The sequence below is a fragment of the uncultured Cyclobacterium sp. genome (assembly GCF_963977555.1).
GTDB lineage: Bacteria > Bacteroidota > Bacteroidia > Cytophagales > Cyclobacteriaceae > Cyclobacterium.
In genome coordinates, this window is the sequence record NZ_CAXBPD010000021.1 from 96,931 (window position 1) to 118,068 (window position 21,138).

At 38.1% G+C, this 21,138-nt stretch carries 16 protein-coding genes; 12 read left to right on the plus strand and 4 right to left on the minus strand.

Annotated features, from left to right (window positions below):
* Positions 1–75: 75 nt before the first annotated feature.
* Genes dgt through AAC073_RS21090 form a run of 4 tightly spaced genes read right to left on the minus strand, consistent with a single transcriptional unit; the run spans position 76 to position 7,256 of the window.
* On the minus strand, positions 76–1,401 hold the full coding sequence (gene dgt / locus AAC073_RS21075) for a dGTP triphosphohydrolase (RefSeq protein WP_339925811.1): 1,326 nt from the start codon (positions 1,399–1,401) through the stop codon (positions 76–78).
* Between the two features lie 54 nt (positions 1,402–1,455).
* Positions 1,456–2,877, minus strand: a complete 1,422-nt coding sequence (locus AAC073_RS21080; protein ID WP_339925793.1) for a TolC family protein — start codon at positions 2,875–2,877, stop codon at positions 1,456–1,458.
* Between the two features lie 11 nt (positions 2,878–2,888).
* Complete coding sequence (locus tag AAC073_RS21085; protein WP_339925794.1) at positions 2,889–6,068, minus strand: efflux RND transporter permease subunit; 3,180 nt, start codon at positions 6,066–6,068, stop codon at positions 2,889–2,891.
* 3 nt (positions 6,069–6,071) lie between these two features.
* Positions 6,072–7,256 carry an efflux RND transporter periplasmic adaptor subunit gene (locus AAC073_RS21090; protein WP_339925795.1) on the minus strand — a complete coding sequence of 395 codons (1,185 nt, stop codon included), beginning with the start codon at positions 7,254–7,256 and terminating at the stop codon, positions 6,072–6,074.
* Between the two features lie 252 nt (positions 7,257–7,508).
* Here AAC073_RS21090 and AAC073_RS21095 point away from each other — a divergent pair, with 252 nt between their 5' ends.
* The 12 genes from AAC073_RS21095 to AAC073_RS21150 all read left to right on the plus strand — a co-directional run bounded on the left by AAC073_RS21095 (position 7,509) and on the right by AAC073_RS21150 (position 21,110).
* Positions 7,509–8,570, plus strand: a complete 1,062-nt coding sequence (locus AAC073_RS21095; protein WP_339925796.1) for a carbohydrate-binding family 9-like protein — start codon at positions 7,509–7,511, stop codon at positions 8,568–8,570.
* Positions 8,571–8,631: 61 nt separating this feature from the next.
* The gene (locus AAC073_RS21100; RefSeq protein ID WP_339925797.1) at positions 8,632–9,432 is read left to right on the plus strand and encodes a DUF4382 domain-containing protein; all 801 of its coding nucleotides are present in this window, start codon (positions 8,632–8,634) and stop codon (positions 9,430–9,432) included.
* 16 nt (positions 9,433–9,448) lie between these two features.
* On the plus strand, positions 9,449–10,483 hold the full coding sequence (gene ribD / locus AAC073_RS21105) for a bifunctional diaminohydroxyphosphoribosylaminopyrimidine deaminase/5-amino-6-(5-phosphoribosylamino)uracil reductase RibD (protein ID WP_339925798.1): 1,035 nt from the start codon (positions 9,449–9,451) through the stop codon (positions 10,481–10,483).
* Positions 10,476–10,946, plus strand: a complete 471-nt coding sequence (locus AAC073_RS21110; RefSeq protein ID WP_339925799.1) for a GAF domain-containing protein — start codon at positions 10,476–10,478, stop codon at positions 10,944–10,946. Before ribD ends, AAC073_RS21110 begins: the two co-directional genes overlap by 8 nt.
* Before the next feature lie 1,450 nt (positions 10,947–12,396).
* A complete protein-coding gene (locus AAC073_RS21115; RefSeq protein ID WP_339925800.1) occupies positions 12,397–12,948 on the plus strand; it encodes a hypothetical protein in 552 nt (183 codons plus the stop codon).
* 501 nt (positions 12,949–13,449) lie between these two features.
* Positions 13,450–14,358, plus strand: coding sequence for a hypothetical protein (locus AAC073_RS21120; protein ID WP_339925801.1), 909 nt, complete (start codon positions 13,450–13,452; stop codon positions 14,356–14,358).
* Between the two features lie 366 nt (positions 14,359–14,724).
* Positions 14,725–14,859 (plus strand): hypothetical protein, encoded by a 135-nt coding sequence (locus AAC073_RS21125; protein ID WP_339925802.1) that lies wholly within the window; start codon positions 14,725–14,727, stop codon positions 14,857–14,859.
* 135 nt (positions 14,860–14,994) lie between these two features.
* Positions 14,995–15,351, plus strand: a complete 357-nt coding sequence (locus tag AAC073_RS21130; RefSeq protein WP_339925803.1) for a hypothetical protein — start codon at positions 14,995–14,997, stop codon at positions 15,349–15,351.
* A 1,551-nt stretch (positions 15,352–16,902) separates the two neighbouring features.
* Entirely contained in the window at positions 16,903–18,267 is a 1,365-nt protein-coding gene (locus tag AAC073_RS21135; RefSeq protein ID WP_339925804.1) for an IS110 family transposase, read from the plus strand.
* Positions 18,268–18,304: 37 nt separating this feature from the next.
* Positions 18,305–19,072 (plus strand): hypothetical protein, encoded by a 768-nt coding sequence (locus AAC073_RS21140; RefSeq protein ID WP_339925805.1) that lies wholly within the window; start codon positions 18,305–18,307, stop codon positions 19,070–19,072.
* On the plus strand, positions 19,069–20,196 hold the full coding sequence (locus tag AAC073_RS21145) for a hypothetical protein (RefSeq protein WP_339925806.1): 1,128 nt from the start codon (positions 19,069–19,071) through the stop codon (positions 20,194–20,196). Before AAC073_RS21140 ends, AAC073_RS21145 begins: the two co-directional genes overlap by 4 nt.
* Positions 20,197–20,411: 215 nt before the next feature.
* Positions 20,412–21,110, plus strand: coding sequence for a tetratricopeptide repeat protein (locus tag AAC073_RS21150; protein WP_339925807.1), 699 nt, complete (start codon positions 20,412–20,414; stop codon positions 21,108–21,110).
* Positions 21,111–21,138 lie beyond the last annotated feature (28 nt).

The window sequence follows — 21,138 nt, forward strand, 5'->3', positions numbered from 1 at the left end:
CGAAGGAGTAGGCATTACGTACTCATTACCCTCTGGTTTCGACTCCCCTCAACCGCCAGGGTGGCATTCACAAACTCAGGTACCTGGAATGGTGATTCCTTTCACCCTTCTATAAAGGGAAAGCGCGTGTTTGTCCGTCATGCCTGAAATAAAATCCAATAAACCTCTCATAATAAAATAAGCTTCATGCGCTGTTTCTAGCTCATGCTCTTCAGGCAAAAGGCGTAAAATGCTCTTATTATGGCCGGAAAACATTTCCTTATCGAAGTGATAATTATAAAGGGCCTCGGAAAAGGTAGACAGTAAGCCTTCCAGCACCTGATAGCCTGCCGCTTCTTTTTCCAAGACAGGTTGAGAGCGGTAGATCTTTTCTACTGAAAGTTCAGTGATGGCATTTAAGCCAGCTGCTGAGGGGATAATTTCGGTCAAAGCTTTATCAAATTCACCACTCAGAATAGCGGATTCATTTTCTTTAAAGGCCATGGCCGTTTCATTTATGAGCTGACTAATGGCCATTGCACGCATGATGGCCAATTTCTGCTTTGGACTGCTGTATTTTTGAAGTTTTTCAGGATCGTATCGCTCACCGATAATATCAGCCATTAAAGCAATTGTTTTGTCCAGAGACACTAAACCAAGGGTACAACCATCTTCTAAATCAATGATACTGTAGCAAATGTCATCGGCAGCTTCTACCAAAAAAGCTAAAGGATGCCTCATCCAGCAGTTTTCAGCAAGCTGGGGGATGCCCATCTCTTCTGTCAGAACTTGATAATCTTTGAGGTTACTGGTGTAAAAGCCAAATTTTTTCTGACTTCTACGCTTTTTGTCTGAAGATTTGCACCAAGCAGGTCTGGGGTATTTTGTAAAAGCGGCCAAGGTGGCGGGAGAAATATTCATCCCATTTCTGGTAGCTACCAACATGCGAAAACCTTGCGCATTTCCTTCAAAATTGATAAGGTCCTGCCATTCATTCGGTTGACATTTTCCTTCCCACTTTCTACCAATGGCATGAAATTTAAAAAAATCTGAGATGGCTTCCTCACCTGCATGTCCAAAAGGAGGGTTGCCTATGTCATGGGCAAGCGCTGCAGTAGCTACAATCCCACCTATATCAAAAGGTTGAATATTTTTTGAGGCCAGTTCTGGGTACTTGTCCAGCAGAAACCGACCCGTGGTCTTTCCCAGTGACCTGCCTACGCTGGAAACCTCCAGGCTGTGAGTCAACCTGGTATGCACAAAATCATTTTCCGGAAGGGGAAAAACCTGCGTTTTGTCTTGAAGGTTTCTAAAGGGTGCAGAAAAGATAATCCGATCAAAGTCCCTTTCAAATTGACTTCTTTGTAGGTCGGTATCCGAAGGTTTAAGCCCTTCGAGCAAAAGTAATTTTTCCCAATTCATCATATCACCTCAAAAATACGAAGTGTAGGCTTAGGTAAAAAAGAAATGGCTGGACTATTTCCAGCCACCTCCTAATGCACGGTATAAATCCACTACAGTAAGGAACATTTCGATCCTTGTGTTGGTTTTATCCAGCTCAGCTTCCAATACCCTGGACTGTGCAGTAATTACCTCAAGATAGGTGGCATAACCTCCTCGGAACAATTCATTAGCGGTCGAAACAGCGTTAAGCAATACTGCCGTTTCTTCGTCTCTTAAACTGTATACTTTTCTAAGATTTCCTACACGCTGAAGTTTTCCTGAAACTTCCTGATAACCATCCAAAATTGTTCTATGATAATCATATAAGGCAATTTTATTGTTGGCGATGGCCTGATCATAACCTGCCCGAATGCGATTTTGTGCAAAAATGGGGGCTGTCAATCCTCCCAAAATACCAATGGTCAAACCACCTGGCATCTTTAGCGCTTCAGGCAAACTTTTATCGTTTAGACCTACATAAGGTGTAAGACTAAAAGAAGGTAGAAATTCTTTTCTGGCAGCCTCTACATTAAAATTACCTGCACGAAGCTCGTGTTCGGCTTGCAATATATCTGGCCTACGTAGCAGCATTTCGGATGGTAAACCTGCTTCCATGCCATAAGGAAGTTTGATTTCCAATAATGAAGAAGCCCTTTCTATGGGCTGTGGAAACCTCCCAATAATAAAATTCAGTTGGTTTTCTGTTTCTATGATCTCTTGCTGCTTTTCAAAAGAAAGGCTTTTGGTCGAAAGCAATTGAGCGGAGAATTGCTGAACAGCCAACTCTGTGGCCCTACCTGCCATCTTCTGAATTTTTATCAGCTCCAATGCCATCTCCTGGTATTCAATATTTCTATTGATGGTTTCCAACTGAATGTCCAAACCTAACAACTGATAGTAGATTTTGGCAATTTCTGAAACCATATTGGTCACCACCAGGTGTCTGCCCATTCCAGTAGCCAAGAACTTTTCGTAATCTGCTTCTTTTCTGTTCTTGATTTTTCCCCAGACATCAATTTCCCAGGTACTTTGAAACCCGATAAAATTGTTTTCCGTTCTGTTGACTACATTTCTATCACCGTTTATCGTACCACTAAACAAGTTGGGCCGAATATCGCCTGATCGGTATCGAACCATCCCATTTAAAGTAGGATACATGGCTCCTTTGGTAATTCGGTACTGCGCCCTGGCCAATTCTATTCTTTCCAATGCGGTAAGGATATCCAGGTTGTTTTCAAGTCCTTCTTCGATTAAGAAAACTAGACTCGGATCATTGAAAAAAGCCTCCCAGGAAATATTACCAATACTGGCCGAATCTTCTATATCCAAAAAGGTAGCAGGAAGGGGCTCCATTTCTGGCATTACTGGAGCCTCTATACTTTTACAGGCAAACATCGATACCATCGCAAGGATGCCTATAGAAAGACGAAGGGTCAATTTATTTTTTAAAAACATGTAGTAATGGTTCAATTATTTGAAAAAGATACTTGAGAATTATCTTTCTTTTCAGGTGAAGGATCCTCATCCTTTTCCTCTTTGGTAAAAGTCCAATGGGCGAAGATCACATACAAACCAGGGATTATTATCAATCCAAATATGGTTCCTATTAACATCCCCCCTGCCGCTGCAGTACCAATGGATCGGTTACCCAAAGCACCTGCTCCAGTTGCCATCGCCAATGGCAATAAACCTGCAATAAAAGCAAATGAGGTCATCAAAATAGGCCGAAGTCTGGTAACAGATCCTTCTACAGCCGCCTGTATCACAGACTGTCCTGATTCTCTTTTCTGAATGGCAAATTCCACAATCAAAATAGCATTTTTACCCAGCAGACCAATTAACATAATTAGGGCTACTTGAGCATAAATATTGTTCTGCAGTCCCAGGAGATAAAGGGAAATAAATGCACCAAAAACCCCGACAGGCAGTGAAAGAATCACCGGCAAAGGAAGGAGAAAGCTTTCATACTGAGCGGAAAGAATGAGGTAAACAAATAACAGACAGATAAGGAAAATGACAATGGCCTGGTTTCCGGAAGTAACCTCTTCTCGAGACATCCCATACCAATCATGGTTGTAACCCTGAGGAAGCTTTTCAGCAGTGACCCTTTCAATCGCAGCAATCACATCCCCACTACTATAGCCTGGGGCTGCAGAACCTTTCACAGTAGCAGAATTGTACATATTGAATCGTGTCAATTGCTCCGGTCCGTAAGCCTTTTCCATGGTAAGGAAAGCAGAAATAGGGACCATCTCTCCTTCATTGTTTTTGACTTGAAGGGCCATAACATCTTCGGGCTTAGCCCTGTATTCAGGGCCTGCCTGGAGCATCACATCATACATTTGCTCAAAGCGAACAAAATCTGAAACAAACTGACCACCAAGCAATACCTGCATGGTACCAAGAGCTTTGGAAATGGTCACCCCATTTTTAGCCGCCTGGTCCTGGTCAATCCTAATTAGAAACTGAGGGAAGGTAGGGTCAAAATCTGTAAAAGCATAGCCTATTTCCGGACTTGCCATCAAGTCTTCCACAAGGTCATTGGTCACAGTTGCCAAACGATTCAGGTTACCTGTACCTGTCTGATCGAGAAGTTTCATCTGGAACCCACTTGAGTTACCAAAACCAGATACCGTAGGAGGCAGAAAGAAATCAATTTTAGCATCGGAAATTTCATCACCCATAGCTCCGAATTCATCCAAGGTTTGCTGAATCGGTAAATCCTTCCTTTCATCCCAGGATTTCAAATTCACCATGGCCATACCATAAGAAGCTCCAGACAGTCCATTACCCAAGGAATAACCAGCCAAACTGGAAACACCAGCAACCGCCTCATTTCCTTCAAGTTTTTGAACAAGTTCATCCAATACTTTTTCTGTTCTTTCCACTGTCGCTCCCACCGGAGTGGTGACATTTACATATACCATACTTTGGTCTTCCGTAGGTATAAAGCCAGTAGGCAGAATCTTACTTACGCCCCAGGTAGCAGCAAAGAAAAACAACAATATTAAGGTAGTGATTCCTTTTCTAGGAACAATATAAGTGATGTACTGAAGGTATTTGTTTTCGAAGAAATTATAATACTGATTAAACTTGTTAAAAAAGCGCTGCAAAAGCGTTTGTTTTCGCTCTTCGCCATAATGATTTTTAAGCAAGATGGCACAAAGCGCTGGGGTTAATGTCAAGGCATTGACACCAGAAATAAAGATGGCTACGGCAAGCGTCAATGAAAACTGCCGGTAAAATACACCTACCGGTCCGGACATAAATGCTACCGGAACAAACACTGCGGACATCACCATGGTAATGGCTATAATCGCTCCACTGATTTCTTTCATGGCAGCAAAAGTAGCCGCCCGAGGTGCCAATCCTTCTTTCTCCATTTTGGAATGGACGGCCTCTACTACTACAATGGCATTATCGACCACAATTCCTATCGCCAATACAAGTGCAAAAAGAGTAAGCAAGTTAATCGAGAAGCCCAACCACTGCATGAAAAACATGGTACCAATCAATGCAACTGGCACTGCGAGGGTAGGAATCAAGGTAGAGCGAAAATCCTGAAGGAAAATAAACACTACAATAAATACCAGGATAAATGCTTCTGCCAAGGTCACCAATACTTCCTTAATAGAGGCATCCAAAAACCTGGATACATCATAGGAGATGTTATAATCCATGCCAGAAGGAAAGTTATCTTGCTTTATTTGTTCAATCTTCGTTTTCACATTGGCAATAACGTCACTGGCATTGGAGCCTGGCCGCTGGATAACCATCACCGAAGCGGCGGGTTTACCATCCATTTTTGCTATCCTTCCATAGTTCAGGTTACCAAATTCTACATCTGCTATGTCTTTCAATCGCAAAATAGACCCGTCAGGGTTGGCTCTTATTACCAGGTTTTCATATTGCTTGGGCTCATAAAATTTACCCGTATACTTCAATACATACTGAAGCACCTGCATGTCCTTACCAGAACTAATCCCAAGTTGCCCCGGTGCAGCTTCCACATTTTGATTGTTTATGGCAGCTACCACATCATCCGTAGCAACTTTATAGGCAGTCATTCGGTCAGGCTTAAGCCATATCCTCATAGAGTAATCTTTGGTACTCATTATTTCTGCCAATCCTACACCGTCCACTCGCTGCAATTCCTGCAATACATTAAGGTCGGTGTAATTGTAAATGAAGGCTTCGTCCAGTGAGGGGTCATCACTGGCAATATTGATGTACATTAGCAGTCCTTCGACCTGTTTCTCTACCGTCACACCGGCTTTGGTCACAATCTCTGGCAGGTCATTGACTACTGTCGACACCCGGTTTTGAATCTCCACGGCAGCAAGATCTGGATCTACACCTGCCTGAAAGTATACTTTAATAACTACGGTACCCCTGTTACTACTTACGGAAGTCATGTAAGTCATCCCGGGAACACCATTGATCACCTTTTCTAGGGGAGTGGCCACCGTCTTCGCTGCCACCTCTGCATTCGCGCCCCTGTATTTGGCACGGATGGAAACAGATGGAGGAGCAATGTCGGGGAAAAGCTCAACTGGTAAAGTGAAAAAAGACAACAATCCCAGTAAAACAAAGAATAGGGAAATCACCAGCGATAAAACTGGTCTCTTTATAAATAAATCAAACATAGCTTATCTTTCTGTACTGGTAGGCATTACTTCTGCAATGGTATCGTCTTTTTCTGGCAAGAAAGCACCCTCTTTATCAGCTAACATTTTCGGCTGAATAGTCATTCCGTCTTTTACATTCTGGATGCCTTCATATACAAAGTGCTCTCCTACTTCCAATCCAGACTCGACAATATAGTAATGAGAAAACCTTGCTCTTGGAATAATACTGCGCATCTCCACAACATTGTCTTTGTTGACAACATAAACAAAACTTCTATCCTGAATTTCAAAGACCGCTTTCTGAGGTATAATGATGGCATTGCTCACCTTATTGGTAAGTATTATTTTGCCGGTAGCTCCGTGCTTAAGTATTTTACTAGGATTAGGGAATAAAGCCCTAAAAGCAATAGATCCTGTATTGGCATTGAATTCACCTTGCATGGTCTCAATGACTCCCTCTTCAGAATAAGGTGCACCATCTGCTAGTACCAAGTGAACCACATTATTGTCTTTGGTTTCATCTTTGGACTTGATGTATTCGAGGTATTCTTTTTCAGACACATTGAAATAAACATGTACAGAAGTTATATTAGAAACAGTGGTAAACAAACTTCCTTGTTCTACCAAACTACCGGTTCTTAAAGGAATTCTATCGATAATCCCATCAAATGGGGCCCTGATATTGGTATAGGATAACTGCACTTCTGCATTGTCCATTGCGGATTTGGCTTCTTCAATTTTAGCTATTACAGCATCGTATTTGGCCTTCGTTAGGTTAAGCTCAGATTCTGATATGACGTTGTTATCCACCATGATTTTCAAACGGCCAACTTCAAACTCTATCACTTTGGCTTCTGCTTTTGCACTTTCAAAATTGGCCTTGGCTTTGGCCAATTCAGCTTTGTACTCTTGTTCATTGGTCTTGAATAGAATCTGGCCTTTCCTCACTTCCTGCCCTTCATCTACATTTACCTTTTCAAGAAAGCCCTGTACCCTGGCCCTAAGTTCTACATTTTGAATGGCTTTGATATCTGCCACATAATCCCTTTGCATTATGGTATCCGATGCCACTACTTCTATAACCGGGAACTCCTTGATTGATTCGGCTTTTTTGCCTCCTTCATTGCCACTATTACATGAAAAAATGACAACCATCGGAATAAAAAATGCAAATATCCCAACTCTGTTTAATCTTATTCTGCTCATATTCAATACCAAACCTGTTTTTACCTTATACAAAACTTAAAGTGATGTAACTTTTACACTTTAAAGCAACAACAAATAATACAATAATTTTGGTGAAATCCTGATAGATTTTGCCAAAGTTGCCTTTACCTCCTATCAACGGGCTATATCTTGTATAAATAAGCAGCTGACTATTTTTGAATAAGTCACTGTAATTACGAGGGGTTGAATCTATTACTTGTTGTATATTTGTGCACACACCAAGAATACAATATGTTAAAAAAACCGATTTTATTGCTAGGGCTATTAATGCTTCAAAGCTTTGTGTTTTCTCAGGAAATACCCCAACCAAAAGGTTATGTGGCTTATCAGGTCACCAATCAGCTTGCCATAGATGGTAAATTAGACGAGGCTCAATGGCTTGCAGCAAATTGGTCTACCCCTTTTCTGGACATTCAGGGAGAAGATTTTACTGCACCCGATCAACTGACCCAAATGAAAATGCTTTGGGACGAAAACTATTTGTTCATTGGCATTAAGCTTTATGAGAAAAACATCTGGGCCACCTACTCCGAAAGAGAATCAGTAATATTCCATGAAAATGATATTGAAATATTTATAGATCCTGACGGGGACACGCACAATTACTATGAGGTGGAGATCAATGCTTTGGGAACACTCTGGGACCTACTGCTTACAAAGCCCTATAAGAATGGAGGCAAGCCTATCAATGGATGGAACATCAACGATTTTGAATATGCCATTCATCTTGACGGTACCATAAATGACCCTGCCGATGAAGACAATTTCTGGTCTATCGAGATGGCCATTCCCTGGAAAAGCCTCTCTCAATCTGGCCCCTCCTACAAGGCACCAGAAAATGGCGAGCAATGGAAAATAAATTTTTCAAGGGTGCAATGGCAAATTGAGCCCACAGAAAATGGCTACAGGAAAAAGATTAACCCACAAACTGGTAAATCCTACCCAGAAGACAATTGGGTTTGGTCTCCCATGGGATTGATCAATATGCACCTGCCGGAAAGATGGGGCTATGTTCAGTTTTCTGACATGAAAGTTGGGCAGGGCAATCAATTGTTTGTAATTGATCCTGATGAGCGGATAAAGGATGAATTGCGAAAACTATACGATGCAGAAAAGGCATTTTTTGCTAATCATGGACGTTATACAGACCAGTTGACTGACTTAGAACACGACAACAGCCTGTTGGAAGTGACCATAGAAGCTACTAAATCCTGGTTTAAAATATCGAGTCCGGCAACTTCCAAGGGAGAATACTGGTATATAACAGAAGACAGTCGGGTATGGAAAAAATAATCCCCGTATTAATTGAATACAAAATTATCGAGACCGCTTTTAAAGCAAAATCGATCGAATCATGAGGAAAAACAAAACTTTCTTTTTTGGATTATGCCTACTTGGCCTTACTTGCCTCGGCTGTACCGAAGCAGCAGAAACAAGGTCATTGGTTAATTTGTTACTTATAGACGCCCCAGGAGACTTTGATGAAGTCTGGGTAGAGGTCAATGGGGTAGAAATTTTACCGGCAGGCATTCGAGGGAGTGAGGAAAATGCCAGTTGGGTGAGCATTCCCTATCAAGCAGCCAGCAATATGGTTTTGGTAAGTGCTTTGGTAGATGACACACAGCTCCTTATAGGAAGAACAGAAATTCCAGCAGGAGACATTTCCAAAATCAGGTTTCTCCTGGGGGATGTTGTCTATTTGATAAACGACGATGTCAGAACGGATATGACCATCTCCCCGGATAGCGAATCCCTATTGGAAGTAGACGTAGACATTAGCACCCAAAGTGGTCTTTCCTATGACATCATTTTGGATTTGGACCTGGCACAATCTGTGGTCGCTAACCAAAGTGGTGGATTTGATTTTGTTCCTCATCTTAGGGTATTTGTAAGCACTGGCTTATCAGAAATTACTGGATCAATCTTTCCCATCAGCATCGCCCCACATGTGATGGCCATCTCAGCAACTGACACCTTCAGCACACTCACCTCAGGTGATGGTGGTTTTCTGCTTAGTGGCCTGCCTGAAGATGAATACGAATTTAAAATAGCCGCTCCTACAGGATACCAGGACACTACTTTCACCCTGCTGACCTATCCTGACAGCACATTGACATTGGAATCCATCACCTTAAAAGCATCCACCTCCCCCTGATAATATTGCCAAGATTATGACCGAAGACCAGCATAAGAGCTACATGTTAAGGGCCATTGAATTGGCTGAATTGGGAAGGGGAAGTGTCAGCCCCAATCCCATGGTGGGCTGTGTGATCGTTCACAACGGTTTGATTATCGGAGAAGGGTATCACGAAGAATACGGTCAAGCGCATGCTGAAGTAAACGCCATCGCAGCCGTTAAGGACAAATCACTTTTAAAAGAGGCTACCCTGTATGTTAGCCTGGAACCCTGCGCCCATTTTGGGAAAACGCCCCCTTGTGCAGACCTAATAGTCAAGCATCAATTAAAAGAAGTCATCATTGCTGCAGTAGACAGCAATCCTTTGGTGGAGAAAAAAGGAATTCAGAAGTTAACGCAGGCAGGAATAGCGGTGACTACAGGGGTGATGGAGGATAAAGTCAGGAAGCAGAATGTGCGGTTTTTTACCCAGATGGAGAAAAAGCGCCCTTACATTATATTAAAATGGGCACAGACAAAAGATGGCTTTGTAGCCCGCACCAACTTTGACAGCAAGTGGATCAGCAATTCACTAAGTCGACAGCAAGTCCACCGCTGGCGAACAGAAGAAGATGCCATTTTGGTAGGTACCAATACGGCTCGCTATGACAATCCCCGACTGAATGCCAGAGATTGGTATGGAAAAGACCCGTTGAGATTGGTCGTAGACAGGGAGTTGAAATTGGAGGAAAGTTTATATCTATTTGATGGGCAGCAGGACACCATCATCTACAATAACCAACTCAATAAGACAGTCGGAAAGACCGAATGGGCAAAAATGGATGTTCGCATCGATGCCAAAGAAATTGTGGCAGACCTTTATGCCCGAAACATTCAGAGCCTGATTGTAGAAGGAGGAGCGGCAGTTTTGGGGGATTTTATAGCGAATGACCTATGGGATGAGGCAAGGGTTTTTACCGGAAATGCCATGTTTGGTTTGGGCATCCCTGCCCCCCTAATGACAACTATCCCCACAGCCCAATATACTTTTAAGGAGGATTTACTAGCAATATACCATAACCATGACTGAGGAAATTAATCTACCTAAAAATGCCAACAAGGAGGAAATATACCAAGCCCTGCTGCCACAAATAAAAGCCTTGCTTTCCGGTGAGGAAGACTTGGTGGCCAACATGGCCAATATGGCTGCGGTACTAAAGGAGGCTTTTGGCTTTTTTTGGGTAGGCTTTTATAGCGTCAAAAAGGGCGAATTGGTTTTGGGCCCCTTCCAAGGACCAGTAGCCTGCACCCGCATCCAAAAAGGAAAAGGCGTATGTGGCAAAGCCTGGAAAACAGGCGAAACGCAGGTAGTGCCCGATGTCAATGCCTTTCCGGGCCACATTGCCTGCAGTGCCTCCTCCCAATCAGAAATTGTAGTCCCCGTATACAAAGGAAAAGAAATTATCGCAGTGCTGGATATTGATTCCGATCAGCTGGATACTTTTGACGCAGTGGACCGGAAGTATTTGGAGGAGATGGTGGGGTATTTATAGAAACTGACTTCATTCATCCATTTTTTTTGGAGATGGTTAAAGTGACCTGTATTTTCATAAAAATAAGTTCAGCCTATTTTTTTTTCTGCAATAAATGGGACTTTTTTACTGGACTCATAGTCTAGAACACCTAATTTAAAATGATAATACCAGTTACAAGAATTTCAAAGTGATTAATTAAATACAAAAATAATTTCGTGAATATTGATAAAGTCAATCATCTAGATTTAACGAAACCTATCAATACGAGAATGAAGAGACAATTGATTAAATAATTCAAAATTCAATAAGCCAGAACAGCTTAATTGGACACTCCAACAATTTTTACACACCTTCTTTAAGCACCCTAATAGCATTGGCATTTAGGCAATTTATAGACAATGCTATTCTTAATTTAATATTTTTAGGAATAAAAATATAGATGAAGTAACAGTCAAAACACCCAAAATATAGACTTGTTTCTCAGTCACTTCTATCCATTAGTAAATAACATTTCAGGGAATTTTAGACTGTATCTTAATTTTTAATAGGGTTTTATATTAAAGTAAATAGAATAATAATCTACAATTAAACTTAATATAATATAAAACACGCAGCCATAAAATCCTATTTTAAAATTTTCTTTTAAAAACTTACAACATTAGAGTGTATTAATAAAACATTTTTATTAAGTTGAAACACATTAATAAAGCATAGTAGATTGATAGACAGCATATATACCAGAATTTTTCTTGGTGGAATAGGACTATGTGTAGTGGTGGAATTGAATTGAAGAGTCTTTTTAGGAGTGAATTTATAGATTTTTCAGTAAGGGTAGGTTATAATTATTATAATAACAGACATTAGGATTTAATACATTGATCATTTGAAGCTATTTTGGCAATTACAAATACTTATAAAATACTATAATTAATCTATAATAAAATCGCGAAATAAAGAATAAAAATATTGAATTAGGCGTAAGGTCAATAATTCAATCTTAGTGTAAAAGGCCTAAAAGGAGTTTTACTTAGGAAAATACCTCCAAAGGTCCAAATTGCTGGGCTTTTTCCAATATATGTGAGCAATTAAAATATTGATAATCAGTCTACAAACGCTTATTTACTAAGTACCTAATTCAATAAAAATAAATAAAGATTACAAATGATTAGATAGCTTGTTTACAGACTTTCAAGGGGAATTTCATGCACAAGCATAAAACTCCATATCTGAAAATAAAAAAATATAATTGACACCAAAATAAAAATATAAGTATATTTTTATTGTTTTTATAGAAATTTTACCGCAGTAGCAGAAAGAGGAAAGTGTGTTTTAAAGGGAAAAGAAATACGTATTACAGCATTAAGCATCTAGCTATTTGAATAAGAGTTACTAAACACTTATTTAAATCACCATTTATTTTGTATAATCTCAAAAATGAAATCAGTAAAAATCATCAAATTAAACAATTATGAAAAAATGTAGCTATTTAGCAAACAGAGGAGATGGAACATACTTATTTATCCACGATTTTGATGGTTTAAACTGGGGAAAGGTTTCAAAATTAAAAGTAGGGGAAGGGGATAACTTCAAAGGTTGGAGTTGGCATAATAGTACCGCCAGTTACATAGCAAGATTAGATGGAGATACCAATCTTTATATTAGAACTTTCGATGGAGTTACGTTTGGGAAACATAAAGAAATAAAAGTTGCAAAAAATGATAATTGGAGAGGTTGGTCTTGGGATGGAAAAACAGCAAGTTATATTGCAGAAATGGGTGGCGTAACTAATCTATATACTCGCTCATTTGATGGAGAAACATTTGGTACACCAAAAGAAATTAAAGTATCAGGAAGTGATAATTGGAAGGCTTGGTGCTGGGACGGAAAAACAGCAAGTTATGTTGCAGAAATTGAAAGCGGAATAAAATTATTTATTCGGACTTTTGATGGAACAAATTTTGGTCCTTATCAAGAATTATTTGTTCCCTCAAGTGGAATGAGAGGATGGAATTGGCAATAACTAGGCTAAACAAAACAATTACGCTACAATGATATGAAGTCTTATTTCCCATCTTTGTAGTACCGGTCGATCAGTATTAGACTCAAGCTCCGGTAACTTTCTGCTATGGGGATTGGATTGGGCTTATTGGGTATTTCAGGGAATTAGGTGGGAGTAAAACTATTGAAAAGAATCGCTAACAGTATTTTAGGTTCTTGCCTCGTTGTTTTACGAGGTCTTAGAAAATCTTAGATATAGGTGTTCAAGGGCTTCCAGTGAAGCCTTTTTGATAAAATGTGATTATTGGTAAGGTTATGCATTTGGAAGCTCATGCAAAAGTAGTCCTACTAAGTTTTACTTTAGATTACCAGAAGGAGGAGAAGGGCATGTTTTTCCAAGGCATATAAAAAGGCATTTCAATAGTAGGTATCGAGCTAATTTAAAAAGCGTTGCTAATCCTTATATTGTCTTCTTCAAACATTAGACACCCTATTGTTGTGTGTAACTATAAAAAGAAATAAAATGAAAAAAATTTTACTTTTTATTTCTTTTTGTTTTCTCCTCAACTCAGCAAAGAGTCAGACAAAACAATTTCGTTACAGAGTAATTGTCCCTAATTATTTTAAGTATAAGAACCCAACAGATACTGTTTTCATAAAATATGACAGTCTATTTTTAAAATCTGTTAATCTTAAAAAGGGAACTATTATTTCGACTGAGGGGGAATACAAGAAAAATAGAGTTACATATAAATATTTAGTCAACGACACTTTATCCAATTCTAAAGAGGTAGAAATTAAAACATCCCAAACTAATCTTTTTAAAAACGGAAAAGGATATGCTACCCTTAAAGTCGATGAGAAAGACAAATCTAAAATTCATATTAATTATTGGCTTGGGAAAAAGTACGACCGTGAAAAAGACTATTATATTAAGTTGAAGAATAGGCAGTCTGTAAAATTCTGGTATAATACTATTGAAGGTGGGGCACTAACGATTCCATTTAAGTATAGACCTAGATTTAATAAAAATGGAATTGAAGTAGAAGAACAGTTTAATTCTGATCTGAATGTAGGAATGTACATTGGATATTCTTTTGGTCAAGTAAAATATATTTACCGACAATTAGAAGAAACCCAACCTACTGATTGGAAAGTTTCAATAGGTCCTTTTTTTAGTGTTTCAACAACAAAGATAGACTCATCATCAACTTCATCAGCGGAAACACCATTGACTAAAGAAGTTGGTATTGCTACATTTTCTCCAGGAGTTGGACTTATGACCTCTGTATCTGATTTTAGATTTGGAGTATTTGTAGGGAAAGATATTACCTTTGGAAAGACAGGTCAAAAGTGGAATTATCATAATAAAACCTGGTTTGGATTTGGAGTGGGATATAACCTTGGTTTAATATGGGGGAAAAGTGAATAAAAACTACACACAATTGAGGAGACGACCGTGAGCCATACCTCTCTCACCATCCCGGTTGACCAAGAGTATCGTATACGGCGGTTCATTGAATCTCAGGTTTAAATTTCAAGTAATAATCCTGCATACTTTGATAACCTTTTCTTCGGAGTCTTGAAAGAGTAATTGTTGTTCCCAAAATTGGGCTTTGAGCTACTGCCCATCCGCTGTTTCTACATTCCCACATCCTAGCCTCTCGCTAAAATGACCTAAAGAGATCATTTCTTGCCGCACGGACATTCCAAGCATATGCTTGAACCAGATCTACTCCAAATTTGATCAGGTTTTGCGTTTTCTCTCAGACTTCCTCTCCCAATGAACTTGGTCAAAATGAAAAATCTAATTAACCGATGGAACTCTGCACAGAAAAACACCATACTTGGGCAAGCGCATAACTGCTCCACTACCACAAAGATTTACAGTCATGAATTAACGATTTCCAATAAAAATGTAGTCTCCCCTTAGATTCTTTAACCGAAATTCTTAATTTGAAAGGTGAAAACAATGCAAAGTAGCTGGGTAAATAGTCGATATATACTCAACTCCCCTGCAAAACATACCTATATACAATTGTTAGCGGTGATTAAAAAAAATTACTATATGAAAAGAACAAAACTAAAAGAAGATTTTGTAATTGGAGGTCAATTTACTGCCGAAAATGCGAATGAAATAAATAGAGGAATAAATGAGGCTTTTGATGAATTAGAACTACTTGAAAAACGGTTAAAATCTGACCGAAAAACTTTTAATAAAAGAGTTGATAATTTCTACGGAAAAATCATAGAGATATTTGGAATCTTCATTGCTATTTTTTCAATAATTACAGTAGCTGCTCAATCATCTTTTAAATGCGAGGGGAATTTTATTACCCGACTTTTTTGCTCAGCTTCAATTTTTATTCCAATAATAATTTCATTAATAGTTTTAATATTATTAGTTCATTTTTTGAAACGCTAAGTGTAAAAAATATTAAAACAAATTCTATAATACGCTCCAAAAAGATTTATGAAAGTAATGAATCACTTTAAATCAAATAAAGTAAAATTGAGAATAACAACCGCTAATCGAGTAGCCTTACCTGATACAAATAGCTCTTTTCAGCCCCTAACACAACCAGACCCTGTAAAACTGGGCAGGCTGTACGGTCTCATATCCGGAGGAATGTTGCTCTTTACACCAACATTCCCTTTCCGTTACTTCTAAAACAAGGCTATGCAATGGCTCTATATTGAATTTTCACATCACCATACGTTCGGTCTCGCTACCCAGTAAGACCTCAATAGCTATTACAGCTCGTTACCGGTAACTACTATGACATATTGTTGGGACAGCACAGATCGGATGACTTCTCATTCGGTAACTCGTACAAATCGAGATCTCCCAAGAGCCTGTCCCAATTTTACGGGAAAAGGGCATATTCCTTTCCCCAATATCCACCGGATCTACCGGCTAGATGCCTGTTAGTTTCCCGATAATCGGAACAGGATCAGTTTCTTAAAACCGGGGTTTGCAGTCTCTATTTAGCATATCCTGAGGCCTCAGGGCTTTACTCCATGCTTTACAGCAAACGACTCCCGAAGAACGGGACAGGCATTGCGACTTGCTAATGCTTCGGGACATTAATTCCCGAACATAAGAGACTTTCACCCTCTAGAATATTTGGTGTCTTCGATACCAGATGCCCATACTGGGCACACACCATATATAAAAAACATAGGGCTTTTGTGTTAACTTCAAAGTCCTGTGCCTGATGCGAGTAAACCCTTTCGGCAGAATCCCGATTCTCGGGACAAGTTATGAAGCATGAACCTTCTTAGGAATTCAGGAGCCTTTAGCGTGCAAGTTTTTTTTGCCTTGTTTTCGGTAGTTGTTAACCAGATTTGTTTATCGATTGGCGGAGGATTTTGAGCTGTAAATCAAAGTCTGGCACGTTTTAACAGACTTTTGAATGATAGATTGCTTTTTTTTTCATAGCTTAAAATGTTGAATATTAACGATAAGTCTAATGTAGGAAGAAACGGCAACAACCACCGGCTTCCTACCTTAGCAGGATTCGTTCAACTATGTAAATAAAAAATAGGACAAAAAGTGCTTAAACAAAGGCTTGGTCGTATTTGAAAAGTCGCCATATTTTTAATTTGTATTTTAGCTGACTGAAAAGTTAAAAAGAAAATTAAAAATATGGCTTCGTGCTTTCAGAAAGTTAAGTGCTTATCAACCGCCCTACTTTTCATATACTAACCGTTAGCTGTAATCCTCCATATATGAAACCTATTTACTTTCAGAGCTAACGGGGTGTTGCATCATCTCGACATTTTCTTATATTAGTAAAGCTCTTTGTAAGACCGATTTTTAAACTGTTGCTCCTGGTTATTCGGGAAGCACGGGCGCAATCCTGGTTGGGGTGTTTGCGATTACTTTAGTGGCGGATTTGGCTTTTCCCAGATACCCCGTTCAGAATATTTTCTTGCCAAAAGCACATCCCCTTAGAGCCTAAGTTGTCTCATTATGGAACAGGAATTTGTATCAATGCAAGTCGTTAATCCGCAGGCTGCGGGTATCGATGTAGGCAGTCGCTCCCATTGGGTGGCTGTGGGGCAATCCGAAAAGGATGTGCGTGAATATGGAGTCTTTAATCAGGATCTGTTCTCTTTGGCAGATTGGTTGAAAGAAAAAGATGTAAAAACAGTGGCTATGGAGAGTACCGGAACTTACTGGCAAAACTTGTATGCGGTTTTGATTTCCAAAGGGCTTCATGTGGTGCTTTGTAATGGAAAGTTTACCAAAAACATCAAAGGTAAGAAAACAGATATAAAGGACTGTCAGTGGATTCAGAAATTGCATACTCTAGGGCTTTTGACCAGTAGTTTTCTGCCTGATGGGAAGACAGAAGAACTCCGGACCTACTGCAGGCAAAGGGCTAATCTACTTCATTTAGCAGCCTCAACATCCAAGAAGATGCAAAAGAACCTTAAGTTACTCAACTTGAGATTGGACGTAGTAGTCAAGGATATCTGTGGGCTGACCGGGCTGTTGATTATTAGGGCCATTTGCGATGGCGAAACCAATCCAGGAAAACTAGCCTCCTTAAGGCACGGAAACTGCCGGAAAAGTGAAGAAGAGATAGCCAAAGCCTTGCAGACCAATGGTAGGAAAGATTACCTTTTCGCACTCCAGCAGGAACTGGACACCTACGACCACCTCCAAAATAAAATAGATGAGTGCGATAAGGAAATTGATAAGATGCTAAATGAGATCATCAATTCCGATGAAAATAAGAGGCAGCATTTTATTGATGCGAAGCCCCACAAAAGAGTCAACAAAAATACCCCAAAGGACATTGATCTTAATTTGAAGTCCTATCAAATGCTTGAAGGTACTGACCTGCTTGCAATTGAAGGGATGAGTTATTCTACTGTTCTGGCACTAATGAGTGAGGTTGGACTTGAAGGAATCAGGAAATTCAAAACAGCCAAGCATTTTACATCATGGCTGAGGCTTGCACCTAACAATAAAGTAAGTGGGGGAAAAGTACTTTCCAGTAAAGTTCCAAAAGGAAGCAACAGACTGAAAATCGCATTACGGAATGCTGCCAATGCCATTGGAAACCTGAAGGATTCTACACCACTACGAGACTTCTTCCATAGAATAAGCTTTAGAAAAGGGAGGGTTTCGGCTATAAGTGCCACCGCCCGTAAGCTGGCGGTTATCATCTGGAATATGGTGGTGAAGGGAGTTCCCTATATTAATCCGGAAGGCTATCTCTTCCTAGATCAGAAAAGAAAATTGGGTTTAGTTAAACGGATAAAGAAACAAATCGATAAATTCGGTCTGACTAATGAGGACCTTGGGCTCGAAATTGAGCCAATTTGAAGGTTTTTTTGTAACGTTAGTCAGAAGCTGAAAAAAGATGTCTGAATTTAACCTAAACACATCCGAATTATACGATATTTTGGTAAAGAAAGGAATAACCAATCTCTTTCACGCAAATACAGTATCCACTTCTATAACTTTTCTAAATAACAAAAGCCTTCTATCAAGAAAATTCGTAACAGATAATAATCTATTCCAGACAGATCAATATTCTGATGAAAAAGACAAGAAATTTGATATTTATGATGACATTTTTCTTGATTTCGTTGATATTCACGAAGAATGGAAAAAATATAATTTTTATGGTCCTTTTCTATTTGTTTTTAGCATTGAGTTATTAAAATCAAATGAAATAAAAACATTAAGAATAACAAAGAAAAATCCTGTACATTGGAGGGAAACTGAAACAGAATCCGACTGGTATTATTCGAACCTTAAGGACTTTGATAAAAATTACAAAAAAGGGAATAAATTAAAAGACGTTGGTTCAATGATTATTCTTAAGGATATTGATGGAAAATTACCCTTACGTCCTAACATTAAAAAATTTCTTTTTGACAATCCTAATTTATTCGTGAATTACAAAGACGAAAAAAATTATCTAGCCAATTTAATCGGAGTAGAACTTAAAAAAATAGTTAAGAAAAATGGTTTTGAAGATATTAAAAGAGATTTGCGACATAAAAGTGGAATTGCAAGATGTGCTTGTTGGTTTCAGTACAATGTTATGCTCTTAAGAGATATCAAGAAATTAAAAAAATTATTTCATCAAAAGCCAATTGAAAAAGAAAAAAAAGACATTTGAAAGAAGAAGTTACATATAAACTTGACAGAATAGCTAGCATTTGGAATCACTTCATTTGGGAATATGATTTTTGCAAACGCAAAATAAAGTTTAGGCCTGAAGTTAGAACAAATTACTTCGGAGATATATTAGGTTACTTCCAAGATACATTTGATATAATATTTAATGATAAAAAATCTGAATCCCACTCTGACCGTTTTTCTAATCAAATAAGTCTATTACAAAGTATTTATGTTCAACAAGACTTTATAGAAGAGTTATTAATAATTTTTAAAACCAGAATTGAAAAGGGCGACTTAAAAAGAGATTTGAATTATTCTATAAATAGAGATATCAGGAATGAGTTAGTTGGTCATCCAATTAGAAAATACAAAGGAGAATTCATTTCTTCCTGCTTATTTAGCTATAATGGAGGGAAAGATAAAGTTGTCTATTTAAGATATCACAAAGATAATAACTACAAGTTTGAATCGATGGAATTTCCTATTTCAGAAATCATTCAAAGACATAAGGACTTTTTGGACAAATATTTTGACGAAATACTCAACAAGTTAAAGCTTATACTATTAGATTTTTCTAGAGAAATCGAAAATATAGAAAGTCTGATAGACAAAAAGAGTTTTGATGAAATTCTTGCTATTTCAAAGGTCTTTTACGAATCAATTTTTGAATATGATTTCGTTTATGATAAAGAGTCATTACTAAAAATATATGCTAAAAAAAATGAACATAGAAGATATCAAAATTTGATTGACAAATTCTATTATGATTTAAAAAGCAGTTTAAAAGAAAATAAGGAATATGCAACTGAACTTTTTGAACCAAGAAAAGAGTTTAAGAAAACAAACGTAGGAATTCCAACTTTTGATATAGAATTTGTTGAAGCAACCAAAATAGACTCAACGGAAAAAGAAAGACCTGTAACTTATCATTATGAACTTGGCAAAATTGCAACAAAACGCAATCCTATGGACTTTGATTTTTTTGGAGGTTGTTTAAAAAGAAAATGCGCTGACAATGAATTAGTCCTGAATGAATTGGAACATATGGAATCGAATATGTACAATGACATTGAATACTTTTCAGCATATCGATTAATTTGTACTGAATTGAAAGAAGAATAAAAAGCCAGCACATAACACTATATATAGCAAATAGGACGATTAGTTATTAACCCAAAAGTTGTTGTCTATTCACAAAGTCGCCAAATCTTTTGATTTGGTATTAAAGAGAAAAATTAAAACAAAATACAAAAGATTTGGCTTGTAGCTAAACCGAAAATAATCGCTTGTTTTCTGCCCTACTTGCCATATATTTAACGTTGTACACCATTTAAAAAATGAATTCACAGAGAATACTTTATACAACCTTTTTTTTATCAATACTGCTTCTTTCTTGTAACAATAATGAAAAGCTATATGAAGAAGCAAAAGCTTTTGAAAAACAGGGTAATTATAAAAAATCAATTGAACTTTTAGATGTTGTAATAAAAGTCGACCCTGAAAATGTTTATGCATTATTTGACAGGGCTGTTGACAAATCAATGATTAATGATTTCACTGGAGCAATATCTGACTACGATTTAGTTATCGAACTGTATCCCGACAATCCAATTGCGTTTTTAAATCGTGGAAAAAACAAATCAAGATTAGGAAAATATAAAGAAGCAATTGAAGATTACAATTCAGCAATCGACCTAAAAGGTTCAGAAACTTTCTATTTAAATAAAACTGAAAATTCAATATTTGAAAATGGGTATGAATTTGATGCGACTATGGAAGAAATTAGGTTTGAAAGAGGTTTTAGTAGATATAAAATAGATAGTTTAATAAAATCATTTGAAGACTTATCTTTTTGCATTGATAAAAGCTATGAACTCGGGTTTTGCTATTTATGGAGAGCGCATATATACAACGCTTTTGAACAAAACAGAGAATGTTGTTTAGATCTAGAGTTTTCAGAAAAATTTGGTAACAAAGAAGCTTCTGATTGGATAGAAAAATTATGTAATAAAATAAATAAAAACGTTGCCCAATAACTAAGCATTCTGACGGCTGGAACAGCCT